This is a genomic window from Streptosporangium sp. DT93 (genome assembly GCF_049844535.1).
Taxonomy (GTDB): Bacteria; Actinomycetota; Actinomycetes; order Streptosporangiales; family Streptosporangiaceae; genus Streptosporangium.
In genome coordinates this window covers 546,557-564,976 of record NZ_JBNCLF010000001.1, presented here as the reverse complement: position 1 = coordinate 564,976, position 18,420 = coordinate 546,557, and the positions used below count along the sequence as shown (strand labels likewise).

Sequence of the window (18,420 nt, the reverse complement as noted above, 5' to 3'; positions counted from 1 at the left end):
GCTCAGCGTCTCTGCAGGACGACGTCGGGCACGCGGACGGCCCCGAGCACCCCGGCGACGATCGTGTCGGCGTCGACGTCGTCCGCGAGGGCCTCGTAGGACAGCACGAGACGGTGGCGCAACACGTCGAGCGCGAGCTCGGACAGGTCGTGCGGCAGGACGTAGTCGCGGCCGCGCAGGAACGCCAGCGCCTGGGCGCCCGTGACGAGCGCGATGGACGCCCGCGGGCTCGCCCCGTGGGTGACGTACCGCTCCAGCTCGCCCAGCCCGGCCGTCGCGGGGGAACGCGTCACGGAGACCAGCCGTACCGCGTAGTCGATGATCGCCGGGTCGACGTACACCTGCCGGGCGCGGGCCCGCATCGCGAGCAGGTCCTCGGCCGTCACCATCGGCTGCGGCGGCTCGGGCGGGCGCAGCGCCCGTGCGACGATCGCCTGCTCCTCGGTCTGCGTCGGGTAGCCGACGACCACCTTCATCATGAAACGGTCGACCTGCGCCTCGGGCAGCGGGTAGGTGCCCTCCGACTCGATCGGGTTCTCCGTCGCCATGACGAGGAACGGCTCGGGCACCCGGAACGTCTCGCGGCCGATCGTCACCTGGTGCTCCTGCATCACCTCCAGCAGGGCGCTCTGCACCTTGGCGGGAGCGCGGTTGATCTCGTCGGCCAGCAGCAGGTTCGCGAACACCGGGCCGAGCTCGGTCCTGAACTCCCCGGAGTGCTGGTGGTAGACCCGCGTGCCCACGAGGTCGGCGGGCACCAGGTCGGGGGTGAACTGGACGCGCTGGAAGCTCCCGTCGATCGCGGCGGCCAGCGACCTCACCGCGAGCGTCTTGGCCAGGCCGGGGACGCCCTCGACGAGCAGGTGGCCGTCGGCGACCAGCGCGACGGCCATGCGCTCCAGCAGGACGTCCTGCCCGACGATCGTGCGTTTGACCTCGAACAGCACCTGTTCGAGCGGGTGGGCCGACTCGGGGGACGTGGTCGAGGTCATGTGGTCTTCCTTCGCGTGGCGCTTCGGTCAGATCTGGGGTCCGTCGCCCGGTGGTCCGTCGCCGTCACCGCCGCCCAGGGCCGCGCCGATCGGCACCGCGAACGCGATGCCGGCGAACGCCTCGTCGCCCCCCGGGTCGGCGATCGAGACGACGATCCCGATGACCAGGCCGCGGGCGTCCAGGAGGGGGCCGCCGGAGCTGCCCGGGTTGGCGGAGGCGTCGAACTGGATGAGCCCGCTCAGGCCGCGGCCCTTGGCGGTACGGGTGGCGCTGCGGTTCAGGCCCGACACGACGCCGGTGGAGACGCTGTAGGTCAGGCCCAGCGGATTGCCGATCGCCACGACGGGCGCGCCCACGGTCGCGGCGCCGCCGAGCGTCGCCGGGACGAGGATCTCCGGCAGCTTCGCGGGCTTGAGGGTGGCGATGTCGCGCTCGGGGTCCGACGACGCCACGACGGCCTTGGCCCTGGTGCCGTCGGCGAACGTCACGGTGACGTCCTCCGCGTCCTTTGTGTCCTTCGCGTCCTTGTCCGACGTCCCCTTGCCCGGCGCGTCCTTGCCGGAGGCGCCTTCGACGACGTGGTGCGCCGTCAGGATCGTCCCGTCCTCGGCCGCGATGACCCCGGTCCCGAGGGACTTCCCGGCCTGGACGACCACCACCGACGGCCCGACCCTCTCGAAGACGTCGGGCACCGTGAGCGCCGCACTGGGCGTCGGCGTCGCGCTCGGCGCGGGCGCGGCCTCCCCGCCGTTCCCGCCCCCGCCTCCCAGCCAGTACGCGAGCAGCGCCACGACGACGAGCGCGCCACCCCCGGCGGCGAGGCGCCGGGCCTTCCCGGGCACGGCTTCCCGAACCTCGGCCGCCTCGGCCCCCTGCGGCGCGCCTTCCATCACCCCATACTCGTAAATCTAAGCCGAAAGTGCTACAAACTTCGCCTGAAAACTCCCTGAGAACCGGTTCCCGAAGCCCGCCCGCGCGACGGGCCGCTCATCAGGCATCGGCGGCCTGGTTCTTCCACGGACCGGGCGGTGTGCTCCCCGGCTTTTTGGTTCTCCGGTGTCGCGAGGCTCACCAGCTCCGTGGCTCCTCGGGGTCGCGCGGCTACTCGGGCTCACCGACGACGACGGCCGGATGAGGGCGCTCGAACCAGTCCTGGTCCAGGCGCGCACCGGTACGGCCCTCCACGATGGCCATGGCCATGGCCTGCGAGGCCGGCCAGGGCGCGTCGACGACCGACCCCAGGGCCGCCAGCTCGGCTTCGATGGCGGCGGGGTCCTCTCCCCTGACGTCGGCGGGATCCAGATGCGGGACCTCTGCCAGAACCTGCCCGTGCGCGGCGTGGATCAGCCGGGAGTTCCTCGTCACCTCCCACGCCAGATGCCAGACCCGCGCGTTCGCACTGAGACGCCCGAGAGCGTCCGATTCCCAGACGTGGTTCTTTCCGAAGGTCTGGACGATCATCGTCGCGTTCCCCGTCCGTTCCAGCAGGACGGTGCCCTCCTCGTACGCCTCCTCGTCCTCCATCTCGACCAACGGCGGCCGCTCGCCGCCGACCAGGCGGGACACCGTCTCCTCCAGCGACAGCGGGCCGCCGACCGGCAGGACGGCGGTCCAGGCCAGTCCTTCACCCAGCCAGGCCGAACGCGCCCGGAGGACCGTCTCGTAGTGCCGTGTCAGATGCTGGAATTCCACGTCGTTCTCCGTCGAGGTCGTGAACATGACACCGGTCGCCGCGGACGGCGCGCCCGTCACCCGCGACGACCGGTCGTCTCGGCCGCGGGGCCCGTGCGGCTTCGCTGGGCCCGTGCGGCTTCGCCGGGACGTCGGTAGGGTGTCGCTCCGCAGGGCGAAAGGATCATCGTGCCGCAGTTCTCCCGATTGTCGTGGTCGGTATGGGGGGCGGCCGCGGTCGTCGCGGCCTTCCCGACGTGGGAGATGCGGCGCGAACGGCTCGATCTCGACAAGCCCGGCCAGGCCGGTGGAGGGCCCGACCTGGTCTACGGGTACGTGTGCCGGTTCGACAGCGGAACGACGACGTCCCCGCTCGCCACGCTGCGCAGTGATCTCGAGACGGTCGGGGAGATCACCCTCGGGTGGGCGGTCCCGACGCTGGTGATCCTTCTCGGCCTCCTCGCGTGTCTTCGTCGCGGGGATCCCGGGGTGACGGGCCGGCGGGTGGCGGGCCTTGTCGTCCTGATCGCGGCCGTCGATCCCCTCGCGGCGTTGTACGGATATGGGGGAATCTGCTGGGAGACGATCCCGCTGTTCAGTGCCGAATGGTTCAGCGGGGCGGCCGAAGGGTGGGGGGTCACCCAGCTGTGCCTCCTGGCGGCCGCGGCGCTGGTGCTCGCCGCGTCACGGGCGACGCGGGTGACGCGGGCGACGCGGGTGACGCGGGTGACGCGGCCCGTCACCGCGGACGAGCCGGACGGGTCGCGGGCCGGGACGGCACGGCGTCGGCCGGAGCCGCCAGAATCGCAGGCCGGGATGACGTGGCGCCGGCCTGTGGCGGCCCTGGCCGACTATCTGATCATCGCCTCGGTTCCCGGTGCCGTCATGGGACTGGCATGGCTTCTCGGCCTCAGGATCGGCACCGGCTTCAGGATGGGTACGGGGGCCGGATTCCTGGAGCGGACCGAGGCACTGCTCTCCGGGGGCGCCATGAGGCCCGCGCCCCTGGTCACCGTGGCCGGGGTGTTCCTCTACTTCTGGGTGCAGCACACCCTGTGGGGACGGACTCCCGGCAAGCGGCTGCTGGGCGTCCGCGTCGTCGCCGCGCGAACGGGCGGGCGGCCGGGGGCGGGAAGGACGGCTCTTCGCACGCTGGCCTTCCCCGTGCTCGTCCTCGTTCCCGGTGCCGGGTTGTGGTGGCTTCTGGTGACCGGGGCGTGGACGCTCCTCGATCCGCAGGGCCGGGTTCTCCACGACCGCCTGCTGGGCGTCGCGGTGGTGCGCGCGTAGGGCCACTTCCTACCCTCGGGGACGGCGACCGGCTTGAGCGGTCCGGAGCGCAGTCGTCACGGCCGACGTCGATCGCCCGGAAGCGACCCGGCCGTACGCGCGCGGTCTCCCTGAAACCGGTGAAACCCGGTCGAGGGCAGCGTGAAACCCGTCTCACCGACAGTGAGGTCATGAGCATCACAGAACTCGGACGCCGCGAGGGTGGACCGATCACCGGCGGGGACACCCATCCGGCCGTACGCGCGCAAGGACTCGTGAAGACGTTCGGCGAGCACCGTGCCGTCGACGGGATCGACCTGGAGGTACGCCCGGGCGAGATCTTCGGTGTCCTCGGCCCGAACGGCGCCGGCAAGACCACCATGTTGCGGATGCTGGCCACCCTGTCGGGGATCGACGCGGGCCGCGCCGAGATCTTCGGGGTCGACGTGGCCCGCGACCCGCACGTGATCCGGCAACTGGTCGGCGTCACCGGGCAGTACGCGTCGGTCGACGAGAACCTGACCGCCCGCGAGAACCTCTGGCTCTTCAGCCGCCTGCAGGGCGTCGCCGCGCCGCGCGCCCGGCGCGTCTGCACGGAGCTGCTGGGCCGGTTCGGCCTGGAGGACGCCGCCGACAAGCCGATCGCGCAGTTCTCCGGCGGCATGCGCCGGCGCCTCGACCTGGCGGCCAGCCTGATCACCACGCCACCGCTGATCTTCCTCGACGAGCCGACCACCGGTCTCGATCCGCGCACGCGCGGTCAGATGTGGGACACCATCCGGGACCTGGTCGCCGACGGCTGCACGGTGCTGCTGACCACGCAGTACCTGGACGAGGCCGACCAGCTCGCCGATCGCGTCGCCGTCATCGACCACGGCCGCAAGGTCGCCGAGGGCACCCCCGACGAGCTGAAGACCGCGGTCGGCGACTCCACCCTCCAGGTGCTGCTCGCCGAACCGGACGAGGTGCCGGCCGCCGCGGAGGTCGTGCGGCGCGTCCTCGGCTCCGACCCGGTCCTCAGCCCGGAGCGGGGCCGCCTCACCGTCGCCCTCGACCGGGCCGACCTGGCCGCGGACGTACTGATCGCGCTGCGCACCGCCGGGGTGTCGATCTCCTCGGTGAGCGTGGCCAAGCCCAGCCTGGACGAGGTCTTCCTCGCCCTCACCGGCCACGGCACGGGCGGGAACGGGACCGGCGGGAACGGGACCGGTGCGAACCGAACCGGTGCGAACGGGGCCGGCGAGAACGGGACCGGTGTGAACGGGACCGGTGTGAACGGGACCCGCGGGAACGACGAGACCGGCACGAAGGAGAACCGATGAGCACCCTGACCGCACCCGCCCGCGAGGTGATCCGTACCGCCGACCGCGTGGCGGCCGCCCGGCGGCGCGTCTCCGCGGGGGAGACCCTGGGCCAGACCCTGATGATGGCGTGGCGGGCGCTCAAGAAGATGCGCCGCAACCCCGAGCAGTTCTTCGACGTGGCGCTGCAACCGCTCCTGTTCACCGCGATGTTCGCCTTCCTCTTCGGCGGCGCCATCTCCGGGGACGTGCAGAGCTACCTCCCCCTGATGATCCCCGGCATCCTCGCCCAGACCGTGCTGACGACGTGCATGGCCACGGGCATCCAGCTCCGCGAGGACCTGGAGAAGGGCGTCTTCGACCGGTTCAAGTCGCTGCCGATCGCCCGGGTCGCACCGCTCGCCGGCCCGATGGTGGCCGACCTGCTGCGGTACGCGATCGCGGCCACCCTGACCTTCGGCATGGGCCTGGTGATGGGCTACCGTCCCGGCGGCGGGGTGGGCGGCGTGCTCGCCGCGATCCTGCTGGCGATCTTCACGGGCTGGTCGCTGGCGTGGGTGTTCACCTGGGTCGGCACGATCGCCCGGAGCGCCCAGGCCGTGCAGGGCATCTCGATGATGATCCTGTTCCCGCTGACGTTCCTGTCGAACGCGTTCGTCCCCGTCGAGACCCTGCCCGGCTGGCTGGCCGCGTTCGTACGGGTCAACCCGGTCTCACACCTGGTCACGGCCGCCCGCGACCTCGCCAACGGGGGCGTCGTCAGCGGGGAGGTGGCCTGGACGCTCCTGGCGGGCCTGATCGTCATCGCGATCTTCGCGCCGCTGTCGGTGCGCAGCTACCGAAATGCGGGCTAGTGCTCCGGCCTTCAGGCCGGGGGTGAAGGCCCGCGCGGGAGTGCCCGCTAGGGCGCGAGCGTGCCGTGACCTTTCGGGTCTTGCCGTTCGGCCCACCAGATGTAGGACACCAGAACGGCGCGGGGGTCGCCGTGGCGTTCTGCGACGGTGGGTTCGCCGGTGAAGTGGGCGACGTCGATGCGGCGGCCCAGTTGGTCTCGGAGTTGTCGGACACTCATACGCTCAGCCATAAGGCAGGGCACCATTGGTGCCGTGCGGCTTCGTTACCGGTACCGGGTCTACCCCGACGCCATCCAGCGCCATGCGCTGGCACGGGCGTTCGGGTGCGCGCGGACGGTGTTCAACGACGGGCTGCGCGCACGCCGGGATGCCCACGAGGCGGGCCTGCCGTACATCTGCGACGGTGACCTGTCCAAGCAGGTCATCACACAAGCGAAACTGACGCCGGAACGGGCCTGGCTGGGCGAGGTGTCGGCCGTGGTGTTGCAGCAGGCGCTCGCGGACCTGCACACCGCTTACCGCACCTTCTTCGCCTCCCTGTCCGGGAAGCGAAGAGGCCGCAAGGTCGCTGCCCCCCGGTTCCGGTCGAAGAAGGACAACCAGCAGGCGGTTCGCTTCACCAAGAACGCCCGCTTCGCCGTCACAGCGAGCCGGAAGCTGCGCCTGCCGAAGATCGGGGACGTGCCGGTGCGCTGGTCACGCGCTCTGCCGTCGGACCCGTCGTCGGTCACCGTGATCAAGGACGCGGCCGGGCGGTACTTCGCGTCGTTCGTGGTCGAGACGGCCGACGAGCCTTTTGCGTCGGTCGCGTCCGAGGTCGGTATCGACCTGGGGCTCACGCACTTCGCGGTGCTGTCGGACGGCCGGAAGATCAGCAACCCGCGCATTCTGCGGCGCGCCGCGAAGAAGCTCCGCACAGCGCAAAAGGCGCTGAGCCGCACGCAGAAGGGTTCGGCGAACCGGGTCAAGGCGCGGGTGAGGGTCGCCCGCGCACACGCCCGCGTGGCCGATACGCGCCGGGACTGGGCACACAAGCTCTCCACCATGGTGATCAGCGACAACCAAGCTGTGTACGTGGAGAACCTGGCCGTGTCGGGCCTGGCCCGCACGAAGCTGGCCAAGAGTGTGCACGACGCGGGCTGGTCGCAGTTCGTCGCGATGCTGGAGTACAAGGCCGTCCGGTATGGGCGGATCTTCGCGAAGATCGACCGGTGGTTCCCGTCGTCGAAGCTGTGCTCGGCGTGCGGCACCGTCGCCGGGTCGATGCCGTTGAACGTCCGGTCGTGGATCTGCGCCTGCGGCGCGTCCCACGACCGGGACGTCAACGCCGCGATCAACGTTCTCGCCGCCGGACGGGCGGAGAGGTTAAACGCCTGTGGAGGTGACGTAGGACCACCGCTCGCGGTGGCGGACACCGACGAAGCAGGAAGCCACAGAGGTGCCGCATGACGCGGCACGGGCTGAACCCCCGGCCTTCAGTCCGGGGAGCGCGTCAAAAGCGCCACCTGTGACCCCCGCCCGGCACGGCCGCGGACCCGTTCGACGAGGTCCCACGCCTCGTCGAGCAGGTCGGGGCCGTTACGGTCGCCGTACCCGGCCCGCAGGGCGGCGACCAGCCCGGGTGCGGCCCGCTCGGCGTGCGGTTCGATCCGCTCGAAGGTCATGCTGGGAAGACTGTTGTGGTACGCGAACCGCTCGGCCAGCACCAGCAGCCCGATCGCGTCACGAGGGGGCACGGCCCCGCGCAGCAGCCCCCAGGAACCGAGCGCGAACATGATCGAGCCGCACAGGGGGTAGTCCAGGACCGGGTTCTCCACGGCCAGCAGGTCGTGACCCAGGATGCCGGAGAACAGCTCCTCGCCGTACCGGGCGTCCTCGGGCGGGGCGTGGTGCGCGTACGCCGTCAGGGTGACCGACATCGCGGCGATCGACCACGGTGTGAGCTGCGTGTGCGGCACGCCCGGCAGGCGCAGGGCGTGCGCCCGCTGGACGGCCAGGCGGTACTGCGCGAGCGCGGCGGCCGTCTCGCCGCGGGCGAGGGCGATCTCGGCCGCGCACAGCGAGCCGATCGCCACCCCGCTGAGCACCGCCTCGTTGTCGTTGTTCCGCGTGATCTCGGCGAGCTCGGCCTCGGCGGTGGCGAGATCGCCGTCGGCGAGCGCGGAGATCAGCAGCACCGAGCGGAGCTGGGTCTCGTCGTCGCCGGCGCCGAGCCGGCTCAGCACCGGGAGGGCGGTCCGCGCGTGCCCGACCGCCCGGCGGCGGTCGCCGAGCTGCATGGTCAGGTGGGCCAGCACGGCGTGCGTGATCGCCGCGGCCCACGGCCCCTCGCCCTCGCGGAGCATCGTCAGGGTCCGCTCGGCGGCCTCGATCGCCCCGTTCACGTCCCCCGCGTTCTCCAGGACGTGGGTGCTCATCTGTACCGCCGCCAGGGCCACGTCACGGTCGGTGCTGCGGCACAGCTCCGCCAGCCGCCGGCGCATGTCGTCGCGGCCGGCCTCGTCGCACGCGAGCAGCACCGTGGCCATCGCCGTCACCCGGGTGTCCGCCGTGTCGTCGGCGGGCAGCCTTCGCAGGAGGTCGTACAGCGGGCCGGCACGGCGTTCGGTGGTGATCGTGACGTTCATGAGCGTGATGATCGCGGCGGCCCTGGTCGGCCCGACGAGATCCGGGGGCGGCGTCCAGCCGGTGATCACCTGGATGATCGCGTCCTGGTGGACGAGGACGCGGGAGTGGTCGCCCCGGATCGACCACAGCGCGCCGACGCCGGTCAGCAGCTGGACCGTGGTGACCGGATCGTTCTCGCCGAGAGCCTGGCGGAGCAGGTCGGCGAGGTTGCCCTCCTCGGCGCGCAGCGCGTCGGCCGCCGCGAACTGCTCCGGGCCGAACAGCGCGAAGGCGTGCCCGAGGACGTACGCCGTCGCCCAGGCCCGCTGCGCCTCCCGGGCGGCCTCCTCCTCCCCGGCCTCCCCCAGCCGCATCCGCCCGAACTCCCTGACGGTCTCCAGCATCCGGTAACGCAGTCCGTACGCCGTCTCGCGGACGCCCAGGATCGACTGCTCGGTCAGCGCGTCCACGGCGTGCGGGGCGTCCTGGCCGAGGACGTGCTCGGCCGCGGCCAGCGTGAAACCGTCGCCGAACAGCGACAGCCACCGCCACGCCCGCCGCTCCGGCTCCCGGAGCAGGTTCCACGACCAGTCGATGACCGCGAGCAGCGTCCGGTGCCGGTCGGGGGCCGTACGGTTCCCGCCGCGCAGCAGGGCGAACCGGTCCGCCAGGCGCCGCGCGATCTCCTCCACCGACATCGTCCGCACCTTGGCCGCGGCCAGCTCGATCGCGAGCGGCAGCCCGTCGAGGCGGGCGACGACCCTCTGAACCGCTCCCTCGTCGATCAGCGCGTCCGGGCGGGCGGCCGTGGCGCGCTGGCGGAACAACGCGGCCGCGTCGCCCGCGGGCAGCTCCCCGAGCGGGTAGACGCGCTCGGCGGGGATCGACAGCGGGGCGCGCGAGGTGACGAGCACCCGCAGGTCGCGGGTCGTCACGGTCAGGAACGACACCAGGGCGGCGACGGCCTCGATCACGTGCTCGCAGTTGTCCAGGATCAGCAGCGCCGGAGCCTGGTCGAGATGCTCGGCGATCCGGGCGCGCACGTCGGAGCGCCGCCCGGCGGTCATGACACGGCGCGCGCCGACCGAGTCCCGGACCCCGAGCGCCGAGCCCACCTCGCCCACCACGCTCTCCGGCGAGGAGACGCCGACGAGCTCGACGAAGTGGGCGACGGGCTGTGCGGCGTTCCTGCCGACGACGTGGGCCAGCCGCGTCTTGCCCAGCCCGCCGGGGCCGACGACGGAGACCACCCGGTTCGTCTGCAGCAGGGCGTGCACCGCGCGGATGTCGTCGTCGCGGCCGAGCAGCGGGGAGGCGTCGAACAGGATGCCCTCGCGCACCGGCCGGTCGGCGACCAGGAGTCCGGCGTGCACGCGGGTCAGCTCTGGCCCCGGCCCGGTGCCGAGCCGCGCGGCCACGCCCGTGCGGTAGCGCTCGTAGCGTTCCAGGGCGGTGGCGGCGCCTCGTACGGCGGCCTCGCTGCGCAGCAGGCAGGCGAGCAGTTCCTCGTCGTGCGGCCGGTCGGCCGCGACCTCCTCCAGCAGCGGCAGCGCGCTCTCGTGGGCGCCGCTCCGGCCTCGCGCGATCGCCGCCACCCGTCGCGCCTCGGCCGCCCACCCCGCCGCGGCGTCCCTCAGCTCGGCGAGCGGGCCCGTGGCGCCGTCCGGCCCGCCGCCCGAGCCGCCGTCCGGGCCGCCGGCCACCAGGCCCATCGCCTCCTCGGCGCGGCGGCGCGCGAGCGCCGTGTCGTCCTCGCCCAGCGCGGCCCGTGCCCGCTCCACCAGCGCGCCGAGCAGCAGCGCGTCCACCTGGTCGGCGGGCAGCCCCAGCCGGTAACCACGCGGGGTCCGCACCACGACGTCGCCGCGGGTCGCCGCCCTGGTCCGCGAGACGACCACCTGCAGCGCCTTCGCCGGGTTGGCCGGGGCCTCGTCGGGCCACAGCTCCTCGATCAGGTGCCCCTCACCGGCTCCCGCGCGCCCGTGCAGGGCGAGCACGGCCAGCAGGGTGCGCGCGCGATCGCCGACCACGCGCGCACCCTGCCAGCGGACGCCGTCGAGCAGGACCAGGGCGGGGGACACACCCCCAGCTTACGGACAGGTCGCGGCGGAACCCGGGAATCCCCCTGCGGCACCGTCCGCGGGGGCCGTCGTGGCCGGGGCGTCCTCCGCGCGGCTCGCCGCCTGCCCCCGGGCGGGGTGCCGCGGCCGGGCGGGGAGTCCTCCAGGTCCTCCCGGCGGCCGTACGCCCGAGCGCGGGCGGTCCCTCACCGTCGGAGTCCTTTTACCGGTTCGTGGCGCTCGTCACCGTGGCGATCCGTGCCCGGATGTGATGCGCGCGGTGTTCGCGCAGGTCACGGGACGATCCGGATCGCCTAGCGCGCGCCGGGGGTGTCGTCCGCCGGGAAAAACCTGATGACATTCCTCGCCGCCCACCGAAATGCTGAGGAAGGGCGATGAATTCTGTCGGTGCCGTCCGTCACTCTTACGGGACGACGACTTCTTCCGAGCCCCGCGGCTGGAACCCCGGCCATGACCGTGCCGTGATCGACGACCCCGATTGAGGAGCCGTGCACATCCCGCAGTCCGACTCACCCGCCACGCCCGCGACCGCCGTCCCGGGTCGCACCCCGCCCGTGATCCGGTTGCTGGTGCTCGCCACCTTCGTGGTCATCCTCAACGAGACGATCATGATCAACGCGATCCCACGGCTGATGGAAGCGTTGAAGATCACCGAGCAGACCGCGCAGTGGCTCTCGACCGCGTTCATGCTGACCATGGCCGCCGTCATCCCGATCACCGGGTGGTTCCTGCAGCGGGTGTCCACCCGCACCGCGTACGCCACCGCGATGGGCCTGTTCCTGGCCGGCACGGCGCTGGCCGGCGTCGCACCGTCGTTCGAGGTGCTGCTGGGCGCGCGCATCGTCCAGGCGTCCGGGACGGCCGTGATGATGCCGCTGCTGATGACCACGCTGATGCAGGTGGTGCCGGAGAGGGACCGGGGCCGCGTGATGGGCACCCTGTCGCTGGCCATCTCGGTCGCGCCCGCCATGGGCCCGACGGTCTCGGGGGTGATCCTGCAGTTCGGGTCCTGGCGGCTGCTGTTCGCCGTGGTGTTCCCCATCGCCGCCGTGATCACCTGGTTCGGCCTGAAGCAGCTCAAGAACGTCGGCGAGGCCAAGTACAGCACCGTCGACTGGCTGAGCGTGGTGACCGCCGCCGCGGGCTTCGGCGGCCTGGTCTACGGGCTCAGCCGGTTCGAGGGCGGCGACACCGGCACCGCCGTCGCGATCGTGGTGGCCGGCCTGGCCGCCATCGTCGTCTTCGTGCTGCGCCAGCTGTCGCTGCAGAAGCGCGACGTGCCGCTGCTGGACCTGCGCACCCTGCGGTACCGCACCTACACGGTCGCGCTGATCCTGATGTCGGTGGCCTTCATGGCGATGCTGGGATCCATGATCCTGCTGCCGCTGTACCTGCAGAACGTGCGCGGGCTCAGTGCCCTGCAGACCGGGCTCCTCGTGATGCCGGGCGGCCTCGCGATGGGACTGCTCGGGCCGACCATCGGCCGCCTGTTTGACCGGTTCGGCGGCCGCGTCCTGGTCGTCCCCGGCGCGATCGGCATCACGCTCGCGCTCACCGGCTTCACCCAGATCACGATGACCATGCCGATCTGGCAGCTCCTCGGCCTGCACGCGCTGCTGATGGTGAGCCTGGCCGCGACCTTCACCCCGGTGTTCACCCTCGGGCTCGGAGCGGTTCCCTCACCGCTCTACTCCCACGCCAGCTCGATCCTGAGCACGCTGCAGCAGGTCGCCGCCGCCATCGGCACCGCGCTCGTCGTCACCGTGATGAGCGCGCGATCCGAGACCCTGGCGTCCGCGGGGGTCACGAAGGTGCTCGCCGACCTCGACGGCATGCGGCTGGCCTTCATCATCGGCGCGGCGCTGTCCGTGATCGTGGTCGTCACCGCCCTCCTCCTGCCCGCCCGCGCGGCCGCCGCCGACGACGTGGAAGAGGACGAGGCGGAGACCCAGCCGATGGTGCCGGCCTGACGACGACACCACGAAAGCCCGAAGGCGCCTTTCCCGAGCCGGATCGGCCGGTGCGCCCACCCCGGTGAGCGGGCGGCCGGTCCTCCGGGGGAGGACCGGCCGTTCGGGGTTCAGAGGGTCAGGCGGCGGGTGATGCCGATCGAGTCCAGGAACGGCACGTCGTGGCTCGCGACGATCAGCGCGCCCTCGTACGCCTCCAGCGCCGCGGTGAGCCGTCTGACGCTCGCCAGATCCAGGTTGTTGGTCGGCTCGTCCAGCAGGAGCAGCTGTGGCGCGGGTTCCGCCAGCAGCAGCGCCGCCAGTGAGGCGCGGAAACGCTCCCCGCCCGAGAGCGTGCCGACCGGCCGGTCGGCGCCCGCCCCCCGGAAGAGGAAACGCGCGAGCCGGGCACGGATCGCGTTGTTCGTCGCCGCCGGCGCGAAACGGGCCACGTTCTCGACCACGCTCAGGGAGTCGTCCAGGATGTCGAGCCGCTGCGGCAGGAAACGCAGCGGGACGTGGACCCGCACCTCGCCGGAGAGCGGCTCCAGCTCTCCCGCGATCGTGCGCAGCAGGGTCGTCTTGCCCGAGCCGTTGCGCCCGGTCAGGGAGATCCGTTCCGGACCGTGGACGTCCAGCCCGCCGCCCGCCTTCTCGAAGGTTCCGCCGCCTGCCTCCCCCACGGTCGCGCCGGCCGCGGACCCGTACCGCAGGCGCGGGTCGCGCAGGGTCAGGACCGCCCGGTCCGCCGGGACGACGGTGCGCGGCAGCTCGATCCTGATCTCGTCGTCGTCGCGTACGGCCTCCACCGCCTCGTCGAGGCGCTCCCTGGCCTCCGCGAGCTTCTCGGTGTGCATGATCCTGTGCTTGCCCGCGGACACCTGCGCGGCACGCCTGCGCGCCTTCATGATGGTCCGCGGCTCCCGTTTCGTGTCGTACATCTTCTGGCCGTACCGCACCCGTCTGGCCAGTTTCACGTGGGCGTCGGCCAGTTCCCGCTTCTGCCGCTGCACGTCGGCCTCGGCGACCCGCACCATCCGCTCGGCGGCCTCCTGCTCCTGGGCCAGCGCCTCCTCGTAGGCGGAGTAGGTCCCGCCGTACCACCGCACCTCGCCGTCGCGCAGGTCGGCGATCCGGTCGACGCGCTCCAGCAGGGCGCGGTCGTGGCTCACCACGACCATCACGCCGGACCAGGATTCCACGGTCGCGTACAGCCGCTCCCTGGCGAACAGGTCGAGATCGTTGGTCGGCTCGTCCAGCAGGAGGACGGCGGGGCGCGCCAGCAGCAGCGCGGCGAGCCGGAGCAGGACGCACTCGCCGCCCGACAGCTCGCCGACGGTGCGGTCGAGGCCGATGTGCCCGAGCCCGAGCTGGTCGAGGGTGGCGCGGGCCCGTTCCTCGACGTCCCAGTCGTCGCCGACCGCGGCGAAGTGCTCCTCGCCCGGGTCACCCGCCTCGATGGCGAGCAGCCCGGCCCGTGCGGCGGCGACGCCGAGGACCTCGTCCACCCGCAGGCCGGTGTCGAGGACGACCGTCTGCGGGAGGTAGCCGATGTCGCCGGAGGCCCTGACCGTGCCCGCGGAGGGGGTGAGCTCACCGGCCAGCAGCCGCAACAGGGTCGACTTGCCCGAGCCGTTGAGCCCGATCAGGCCGGTCCTGCCGGGGCCGACGGCCAGCTGGAGATCGTCGAAGACGGTCGTCCCGTCGGGCCAGGCGAAGGAGAGGGACGCGCAGGTGAGAAAGGTGGGGGTATGAGACATGGGGGCCTCCGGTCGCTGCGAGGAGAACAGGGCGACGGATGGAGACACCGCGAAGGGAGGGATCCCTGCCGGGCGGACGGCGCTGCGGCCGAGGTCGCACACGGGCACGCGGACAGCGACGGACGGGCGCTGCGCGGCACGGTGTCTCAACCTCAGACGTACAACGTCCACTCCGATCGACGACGACAGGGACCTTTGAACGGTACGAGCGGGACGCGGGGGGTGTCAACACGATGACGCGGACGGGCGCGTGTCGTGACCGGCACGCGCGGGGGGTGCGGGTCTGCGGGAAGGGCGCCGGGGGCGTTCGGGAGGGTGCGGGGCCGGGGTTCGTGCGGAAAGGACGGGGCCGTCCGGGGGGAGGGACGGCCCCGTCGTCGTTAGCGGGTCGTGCAGACGGTTCCGTTGAGGGTGAAGACGGCGGGCAGCGTGTTCGGGCCGCTGTAGTTGCCGACGAAGCCGACCGTGGCCGTCGCGCCGGTGGCCAGCGAGCCGTTGCCGGGCTCGTTGACGACCTTGACGTTCTGCCCGGTCTGCGTCCAGACGGCGCTCCAGCCGCTGCCCAGGCTCTGCCACGTCCTGGGCCAGGCGAAGGCCAGGGTCCAGCCGTTGATCGGCGCGCCGTTGTTGGTGATGTCGATGGCGCCGACGTAGCCGCTGGACCAGTCGGACTGCTTGGTCAGGCGTACCGAGCACCCGCTGGAGGCGGGCGTGCCGGTCGTGAACGTCAGCGGCAGGGACGGCGCCGAGGTGCCGCCGCCGCCGTCACGCGCGATCACGTTGACCGTGTACCGCGTGCCCGGCTTCAGGTTGTGCACGGTGAGGGAGGTGCCGCCCGTCTCGCCGATCTGCTCGCTGACGGCCCCGTTCTGGCGGCTGACCTCGTACTTCACGACCGGGCGCGTGCCGGCGGAGGCGGCGGGCCAGGAGATCGTGGCGGTGGTGTCCGTCACGGCCGAGACCGCGGGCTGTCCCGGCGCGCCCGGCAGGCCGGGCTGGACCGAGGAGGGACGCAGGACGATCGTGGTCATCGACAGCGGCGGCAGCGTCTGGGCGGTCGCGCTGCCCGTGGTCGCGGTGGTGATGCTCGTGGCGCCGTTGGTGTGGGTCAGCACGGTGGGTGCCCCGGACGCCGGGCTGAAGCCGGTGTAGTCGATCTCGACCGGGTAGGACGTGTCGGACGAGGAGTTGATCAGCAGGACGGCCAGGTCGCCGTTGGGCCGGCGCACGGCGTGCGCGGCGACCTTCGCCTGGTCGGTCGCGGCCCGGACGAACCGGTCGTCGGGACGGGCGAACCTGCTCACCATCTGCAGCGCGTAGTACGGCGCGAAGGGCGTGTTCACCGCCGGTTCGCAGACGCTGTTGTCGGCGGTGCACGTCCCGCTCGACAGCAGGCCGAAGTCGCCGTAGTCGGTGTGCCCCTCGACCTGCGTGACGGTGCCGATGCCGTTGCGGACGTTCCACCAGTCGACCGTGAACACCCCGTTGGCGAGCAGCGTCGCGTAGGTGTCGGCGGCGGCCAGCGCGCCGGGCTGGGTCGTCGTGCCGCCGCTGTTCGACCCGGTGTTGAACTCGGTCATCGCGATGCCGATCCGCTCCGAGCCCGCCCCGACGTGCCTGGCGATCTGCCGGCGAGTGAGTTCGATCATGTCGGGGATGTGCCCGGCCTTGTCGAAGGCGGCGGGGTACCAGTGCAGGATCACGAAGTCGATCTTCGATCCGGCGGCGGCCAGGACGACGTCGTTCCAGCTCCCGGCGTCGCCGTCGGCGACGATGGCGTCGGGCCAGTTGGCCGGCGTGGTCAGCACGGCGCCGATCTTGATGGTCGGGTCGACGGCCTTCATCGCGTCGGAGTAGGCCACGACGTGGCGCGCGTACTCGGCGGGGCTCTTGTCGGCGTGGTTGTCGGCCTCCCAGGGCTCGCCGTAGCGGCCGTTGCCGTAGTTCTCGTTGCCGATCTCCCAGTACTTGACGCCGTAGTCCTTGGTGACGTTGGCGTACCGGACCCAGGCCGCGGCCTCCTGCGCCGTACCGGTGCCGTAGTTGGCGGTCACCATCGGCTGCGCCCCGGTGCGCCGGACGCCGCGCATGAAGGTGTCGAAGTCGGTGTTGGGGGCCACGTAGCCGCCGGGAGCGGTATGGTCGGCCCAGTGGTAGATGTCGGAGTACGAGCCGCCGGGGTAGCGCAGCACCTTCACGCCCGCGTCCTTGAGCAGGTCGGCGGTCGTGTCGTTGCCCAGTTGCGTGTCCCAGATCGCGTGGTTGGTGCCGATGCCGGTCTCGGGGACGGTGGCGAGCGCGGCACGGGCGTTGACGGTCACCTCGACCGGGGGGACATCTTCGGCATGCGCCGCGGGGACGTTCAGGGCGGCCAGCGTCAGCAGTACGGCGGACGCGGCTCGTAACAGGGTTCTTGGCATCGGTGCACCTCGGGCAACGGATAGTGGCATTCACACGACACCCCCTCCTGACCCGGAGGCAACATGATCATGAGCGGTCGCCTCACATCCGTCAACCGTCGGTGAAAGTTTCACATCGGCGGGTCGGTACGGGGAGAGGGTGCCGGTGCGGGCCTCGGCCGTTGCGGGCCTCAAGCGTTGCGGGCCTCAAGCGGTGCGGACCTGAGGCGGTGCGGGTCCCAAGTTTTGCGGGTCTCAGGGGTGCGGACCTGAGGCGGTGCGGGTCTCAGGTGGTGCGGGTCTCAGGGGTGCGGGTCTCAGAGGGCCGGGCCTGAGGTGGTGCGGGTCTCAGGCGACGCGGCAGGAGACGGAGGGCCAGGTCCGGTTCCCGCCGTGCTGGATCGTGAAGCCGAAGGTGTTGCCGTTGCCGTTCGGCCTCATCGTCATGACGTTGCCACTCGCGTCCCAGCTCGGGGTGCCGTTCCAGGTGGCGATGACCCTCTGCGGGCTGCGCACGGTCACCGTGACGACCCACGCGCTGCTGCCCGAGACGGTGACCGACAGGTTGAACCGGTCACCCCACTGCTGTCCCGGGGAGATCGTGGCCGTGCAACCACCGGGCGGGGTCACCGTGGGCGTAGGGGTGGGGGTGGGGGTCGGGCCGGTGCCGCCGCCCGGGGCGACCGCCCTGCCGGTCGACGGTGAGATCATGCCCGCGCACAGGTTCCGGCTCCTGAGGTCCGCGGCGATCTGCGGGATCGCGGCGATCGTCGTCGCGTAGGTGTCGTGCATGAGGATGATCTGGCCGTTCTGGAGGGTGCGCGCGGCCTGCACGATCTGGGCGGTGCTCGCGCCGTTCCAGTCCTGGGAGTCGACGTCCCAGAGGACCTCGGTGAGACCGAGCTGCTGTTCGACCGACCGGACGGTGGCGTCGGTCTCCCCGTACGGGGGCCGGAAGAGCCTCGGCGCGGTCCCGGTGACCTGCTGGAGGGCCTGCTGGGTCCGCTGGAGCTCGGACTGTATCTGCGGGACGCTCATCCGGGTCAGGTGCGGGTGGGTCCAGCTGTGGTTGCCGATCCACATGCCGGCGTCCTGCTGTGCCCTGACCAGCGAGGCGTTGTTCTGGGCGTTCTGGCCGACGTTGAACATCGTGGCCCGCACCCCGTTCGCGGTGAGCGCGTTCAGCAGGGCGGTGGTGGTGCCGGGGTTGGGGCCGTCGTCGAAGGTCAGGCCGACGTATCCGGCGGTGCAGTCGCCGGGACCCGCGGCGCGCGCGTCGCTCGCGGACGACGGGTCACCGACCCGGCCGGTGGTTACGTCGGTGCCGATGTGGCGGTCCTTTCCCGCCGCGCCGAGGGTGACGGTGGCGTCGGCCGGTGCTGACAGGGGCACGGCGAACGCCGCGCCGAGGATTCCCGCGAGGCCGGTGACGAGCGCGTTCCGGATGCCCGTACGGCGTTTCCGGAACCCGCCGGGGGCGGGAAAGTGGTCGATCATGTCTGTTCCTCCACTGGAACACCGATCGGAGAGGGGGAT

The 18,420-nt window shown here is 72.1% G+C and carries 13 protein-coding genes; 5 read left to right on the top strand and 8 right to left on the bottom strand.

Annotated features, from left to right (window positions below):
* Positions 1-2: 2 nt before the first annotated feature.
* The 3 genes from ACLQ2R_RS02610 to ACLQ2R_RS02600 form a co-directional block, all read right to left on the bottom strand.
* On the bottom strand, positions 3-992 hold the full coding sequence (locus tag ACLQ2R_RS02610; RefSeq protein ID WP_425957629.1) for an AAA family ATPase: 990 nt from the start codon (positions 990-992) through the stop codon (positions 3-5).
* Between the two features lie 27 nt (positions 993-1,019).
* Complete coding sequence (locus ACLQ2R_RS02605) at positions 1,020-1,883, bottom strand: S1C family serine protease (protein ID WP_425957628.1); 864 nt, start codon at positions 1,881-1,883, stop codon at positions 1,020-1,022.
* Between the two features lie 211 nt (positions 1,884-2,094).
* Positions 2,095-2,685, bottom strand: a complete 591-nt coding sequence (locus ACLQ2R_RS02600) for a hypothetical protein (protein ID WP_425957627.1) — start codon at positions 2,683-2,685, stop codon at positions 2,095-2,097.
* 168 nt (positions 2,686-2,853) lie between these two features.
* On the opposite strand from ACLQ2R_RS02600, the gene ACLQ2R_RS02595 reads away from it, so the two are divergent.
* The 3 genes from ACLQ2R_RS02595 (at position 2,854) to ACLQ2R_RS02585 (ending at position 6,088) form a co-directional block, all read left to right on the top strand.
* On the top strand, positions 2,854-3,954 hold the full coding sequence (locus tag ACLQ2R_RS02595; protein WP_425957626.1) for an RDD family protein: 1,101 nt from the start codon (positions 2,854-2,856) through the stop codon (positions 3,952-3,954).
* Between the two features lie 170 nt (positions 3,955-4,124).
* Positions 4,125-5,255 carry an ATP-binding cassette domain-containing protein gene (locus tag ACLQ2R_RS02590; RefSeq protein ID WP_425957625.1) on the top strand — a complete coding sequence of 377 codons (1,131 nt, stop codon included), beginning with the start codon at positions 4,125-4,127 and terminating at the stop codon, positions 5,253-5,255.
* The gene (locus tag ACLQ2R_RS02585; RefSeq protein ID WP_425957624.1) at positions 5,252-6,088 is read left to right on the top strand and encodes an ABC transporter permease; all 837 of its coding nucleotides are present in this window, start codon (positions 5,252-5,254) and stop codon (positions 6,086-6,088) included. The genes ACLQ2R_RS02590 and ACLQ2R_RS02585 overlap by 4 nt, the downstream gene beginning before the upstream one ends.
* A gap of 47 nt (positions 6,089-6,135) precedes the next feature.
* On the opposite strand, the gene ACLQ2R_RS02580 is transcribed toward ACLQ2R_RS02585, so the two are convergent.
* On the bottom strand, positions 6,136-6,306 hold the full coding sequence (locus ACLQ2R_RS02580; RefSeq protein ID WP_425957623.1) for a hypothetical protein: 171 nt from the start codon (positions 6,304-6,306) through the stop codon (positions 6,136-6,138).
* A 34-nt stretch (positions 6,307-6,340) separates the two neighbouring features.
* Here ACLQ2R_RS02580 and ACLQ2R_RS02575 point away from each other — a divergent pair, with 34 nt between their 5' ends.
* Positions 6,341-7,537, top strand: a complete 1,197-nt coding sequence (locus ACLQ2R_RS02575; RefSeq protein WP_425957622.1) for an RNA-guided endonuclease InsQ/TnpB family protein — start codon at positions 6,341-6,343, stop codon at positions 7,535-7,537.
* A 26-nt stretch (positions 7,538-7,563) separates the two neighbouring features.
* Here the strand turns inward: ACLQ2R_RS02575 and ACLQ2R_RS02570 are convergent, their stop codons facing one another.
* The gene (locus tag ACLQ2R_RS02570) at positions 7,564-10,776 is read right to left on the bottom strand and encodes an ATP-binding protein (RefSeq protein WP_425957621.1); all 3,213 of its coding nucleotides are present in this window, start codon (positions 10,774-10,776) and stop codon (positions 7,564-7,566) included.
* 488 nt (positions 10,777-11,264) lie between these two features.
* Between ACLQ2R_RS02570 and ACLQ2R_RS02565 the strand changes: the two genes are divergently transcribed.
* Positions 11,265-12,746 carry an MDR family MFS transporter gene (locus tag ACLQ2R_RS02565; RefSeq protein WP_425957620.1) on the top strand — a complete coding sequence of 494 codons (1,482 nt, stop codon included), beginning with the start codon at positions 11,265-11,267 and terminating at the stop codon, positions 12,744-12,746.
* A 110-nt stretch (positions 12,747-12,856) separates the two neighbouring features.
* On the opposite strand, the gene ACLQ2R_RS02560 is transcribed toward ACLQ2R_RS02565, so the two are convergent.
* From ACLQ2R_RS02560 to ACLQ2R_RS02550, 3 genes are all read right to left on the bottom strand, one after another.
* The gene (locus tag ACLQ2R_RS02560) at positions 12,857-14,485 is read right to left on the bottom strand and encodes an ABC-F family ATP-binding cassette domain-containing protein (RefSeq protein WP_425957619.1); all 1,629 of its coding nucleotides are present in this window, start codon (positions 14,483-14,485) and stop codon (positions 12,857-12,859) included.
* A 380-nt stretch (positions 14,486-14,865) separates the two neighbouring features.
* The gene (locus ACLQ2R_RS02555) at positions 14,866-16,905 is read right to left on the bottom strand and encodes a cellulose binding domain-containing protein (RefSeq protein ID WP_425957618.1); all 2,040 of its coding nucleotides are present in this window, start codon (positions 16,903-16,905) and stop codon (positions 14,866-14,868) included.
* Positions 16,906-17,232: 327 nt separating this feature from the next.
* Positions 17,233-18,381 (bottom strand): polysaccharide deacetylase family protein, encoded by a 1,149-nt coding sequence (locus ACLQ2R_RS02550; protein WP_425957617.1) that lies wholly within the window; start codon positions 18,379-18,381, stop codon positions 17,233-17,235.
* Positions 18,382-18,420: the final 39 nt, after the last annotated feature.

Excerpts from the sequence above, each read along its gene's own strand:
- ACLQ2R_RS02610 (WP_425957629.1), bottom strand. The coding sequence starts at position 992 with ATGACCTCGACCACGTCCCCCGAGTCGGCCCACCCGCTCGAACAGGTG.
- ACLQ2R_RS02605 (WP_425957628.1), bottom strand. The coding sequence starts at position 1,883 with ATGGAAGGCGCGCCGCAGGGGGCCGAGGCGGCCGAGGTTCGGGAAGCC.
- ACLQ2R_RS02590 (WP_425957625.1), top strand. The coding sequence starts at position 4,125 with ATGAGCATCACAGAACTCGGACGCCGCGAGGGTGGACCGATCACCGGC.
- ACLQ2R_RS02585 (WP_425957624.1), top strand. The coding sequence starts at position 5,252 with ATGAGCACCCTGACCGCACCCGCCCGCGAGGTGATCCGTACCGCCGAC.
- ACLQ2R_RS02580 (WP_425957623.1), bottom strand. The coding sequence starts at position 6,306 with ATGAGTGTCCGACAACTCCGAGACCAACTGGGCCGCCGCATCGACGTC.
- ACLQ2R_RS02560 (WP_425957619.1), bottom strand. The coding sequence starts at position 14,485 with ATGTCTCATACCCCCACCTTTCTCACCTGCGCGTCCCTCTCCTTCGCC.
- ACLQ2R_RS02555 (WP_425957618.1), bottom strand. The coding sequence starts at position 16,905 with ATGCCAAGAACCCTGTTACGAGCCGCGTCCGCCGTACTGCTGACGCTG.
- ACLQ2R_RS02550 (WP_425957617.1), bottom strand. The coding sequence starts at position 18,381 with ATGATCGACCACTTTCCCGCCCCCGGCGGGTTCCGGAAACGCCGTACG.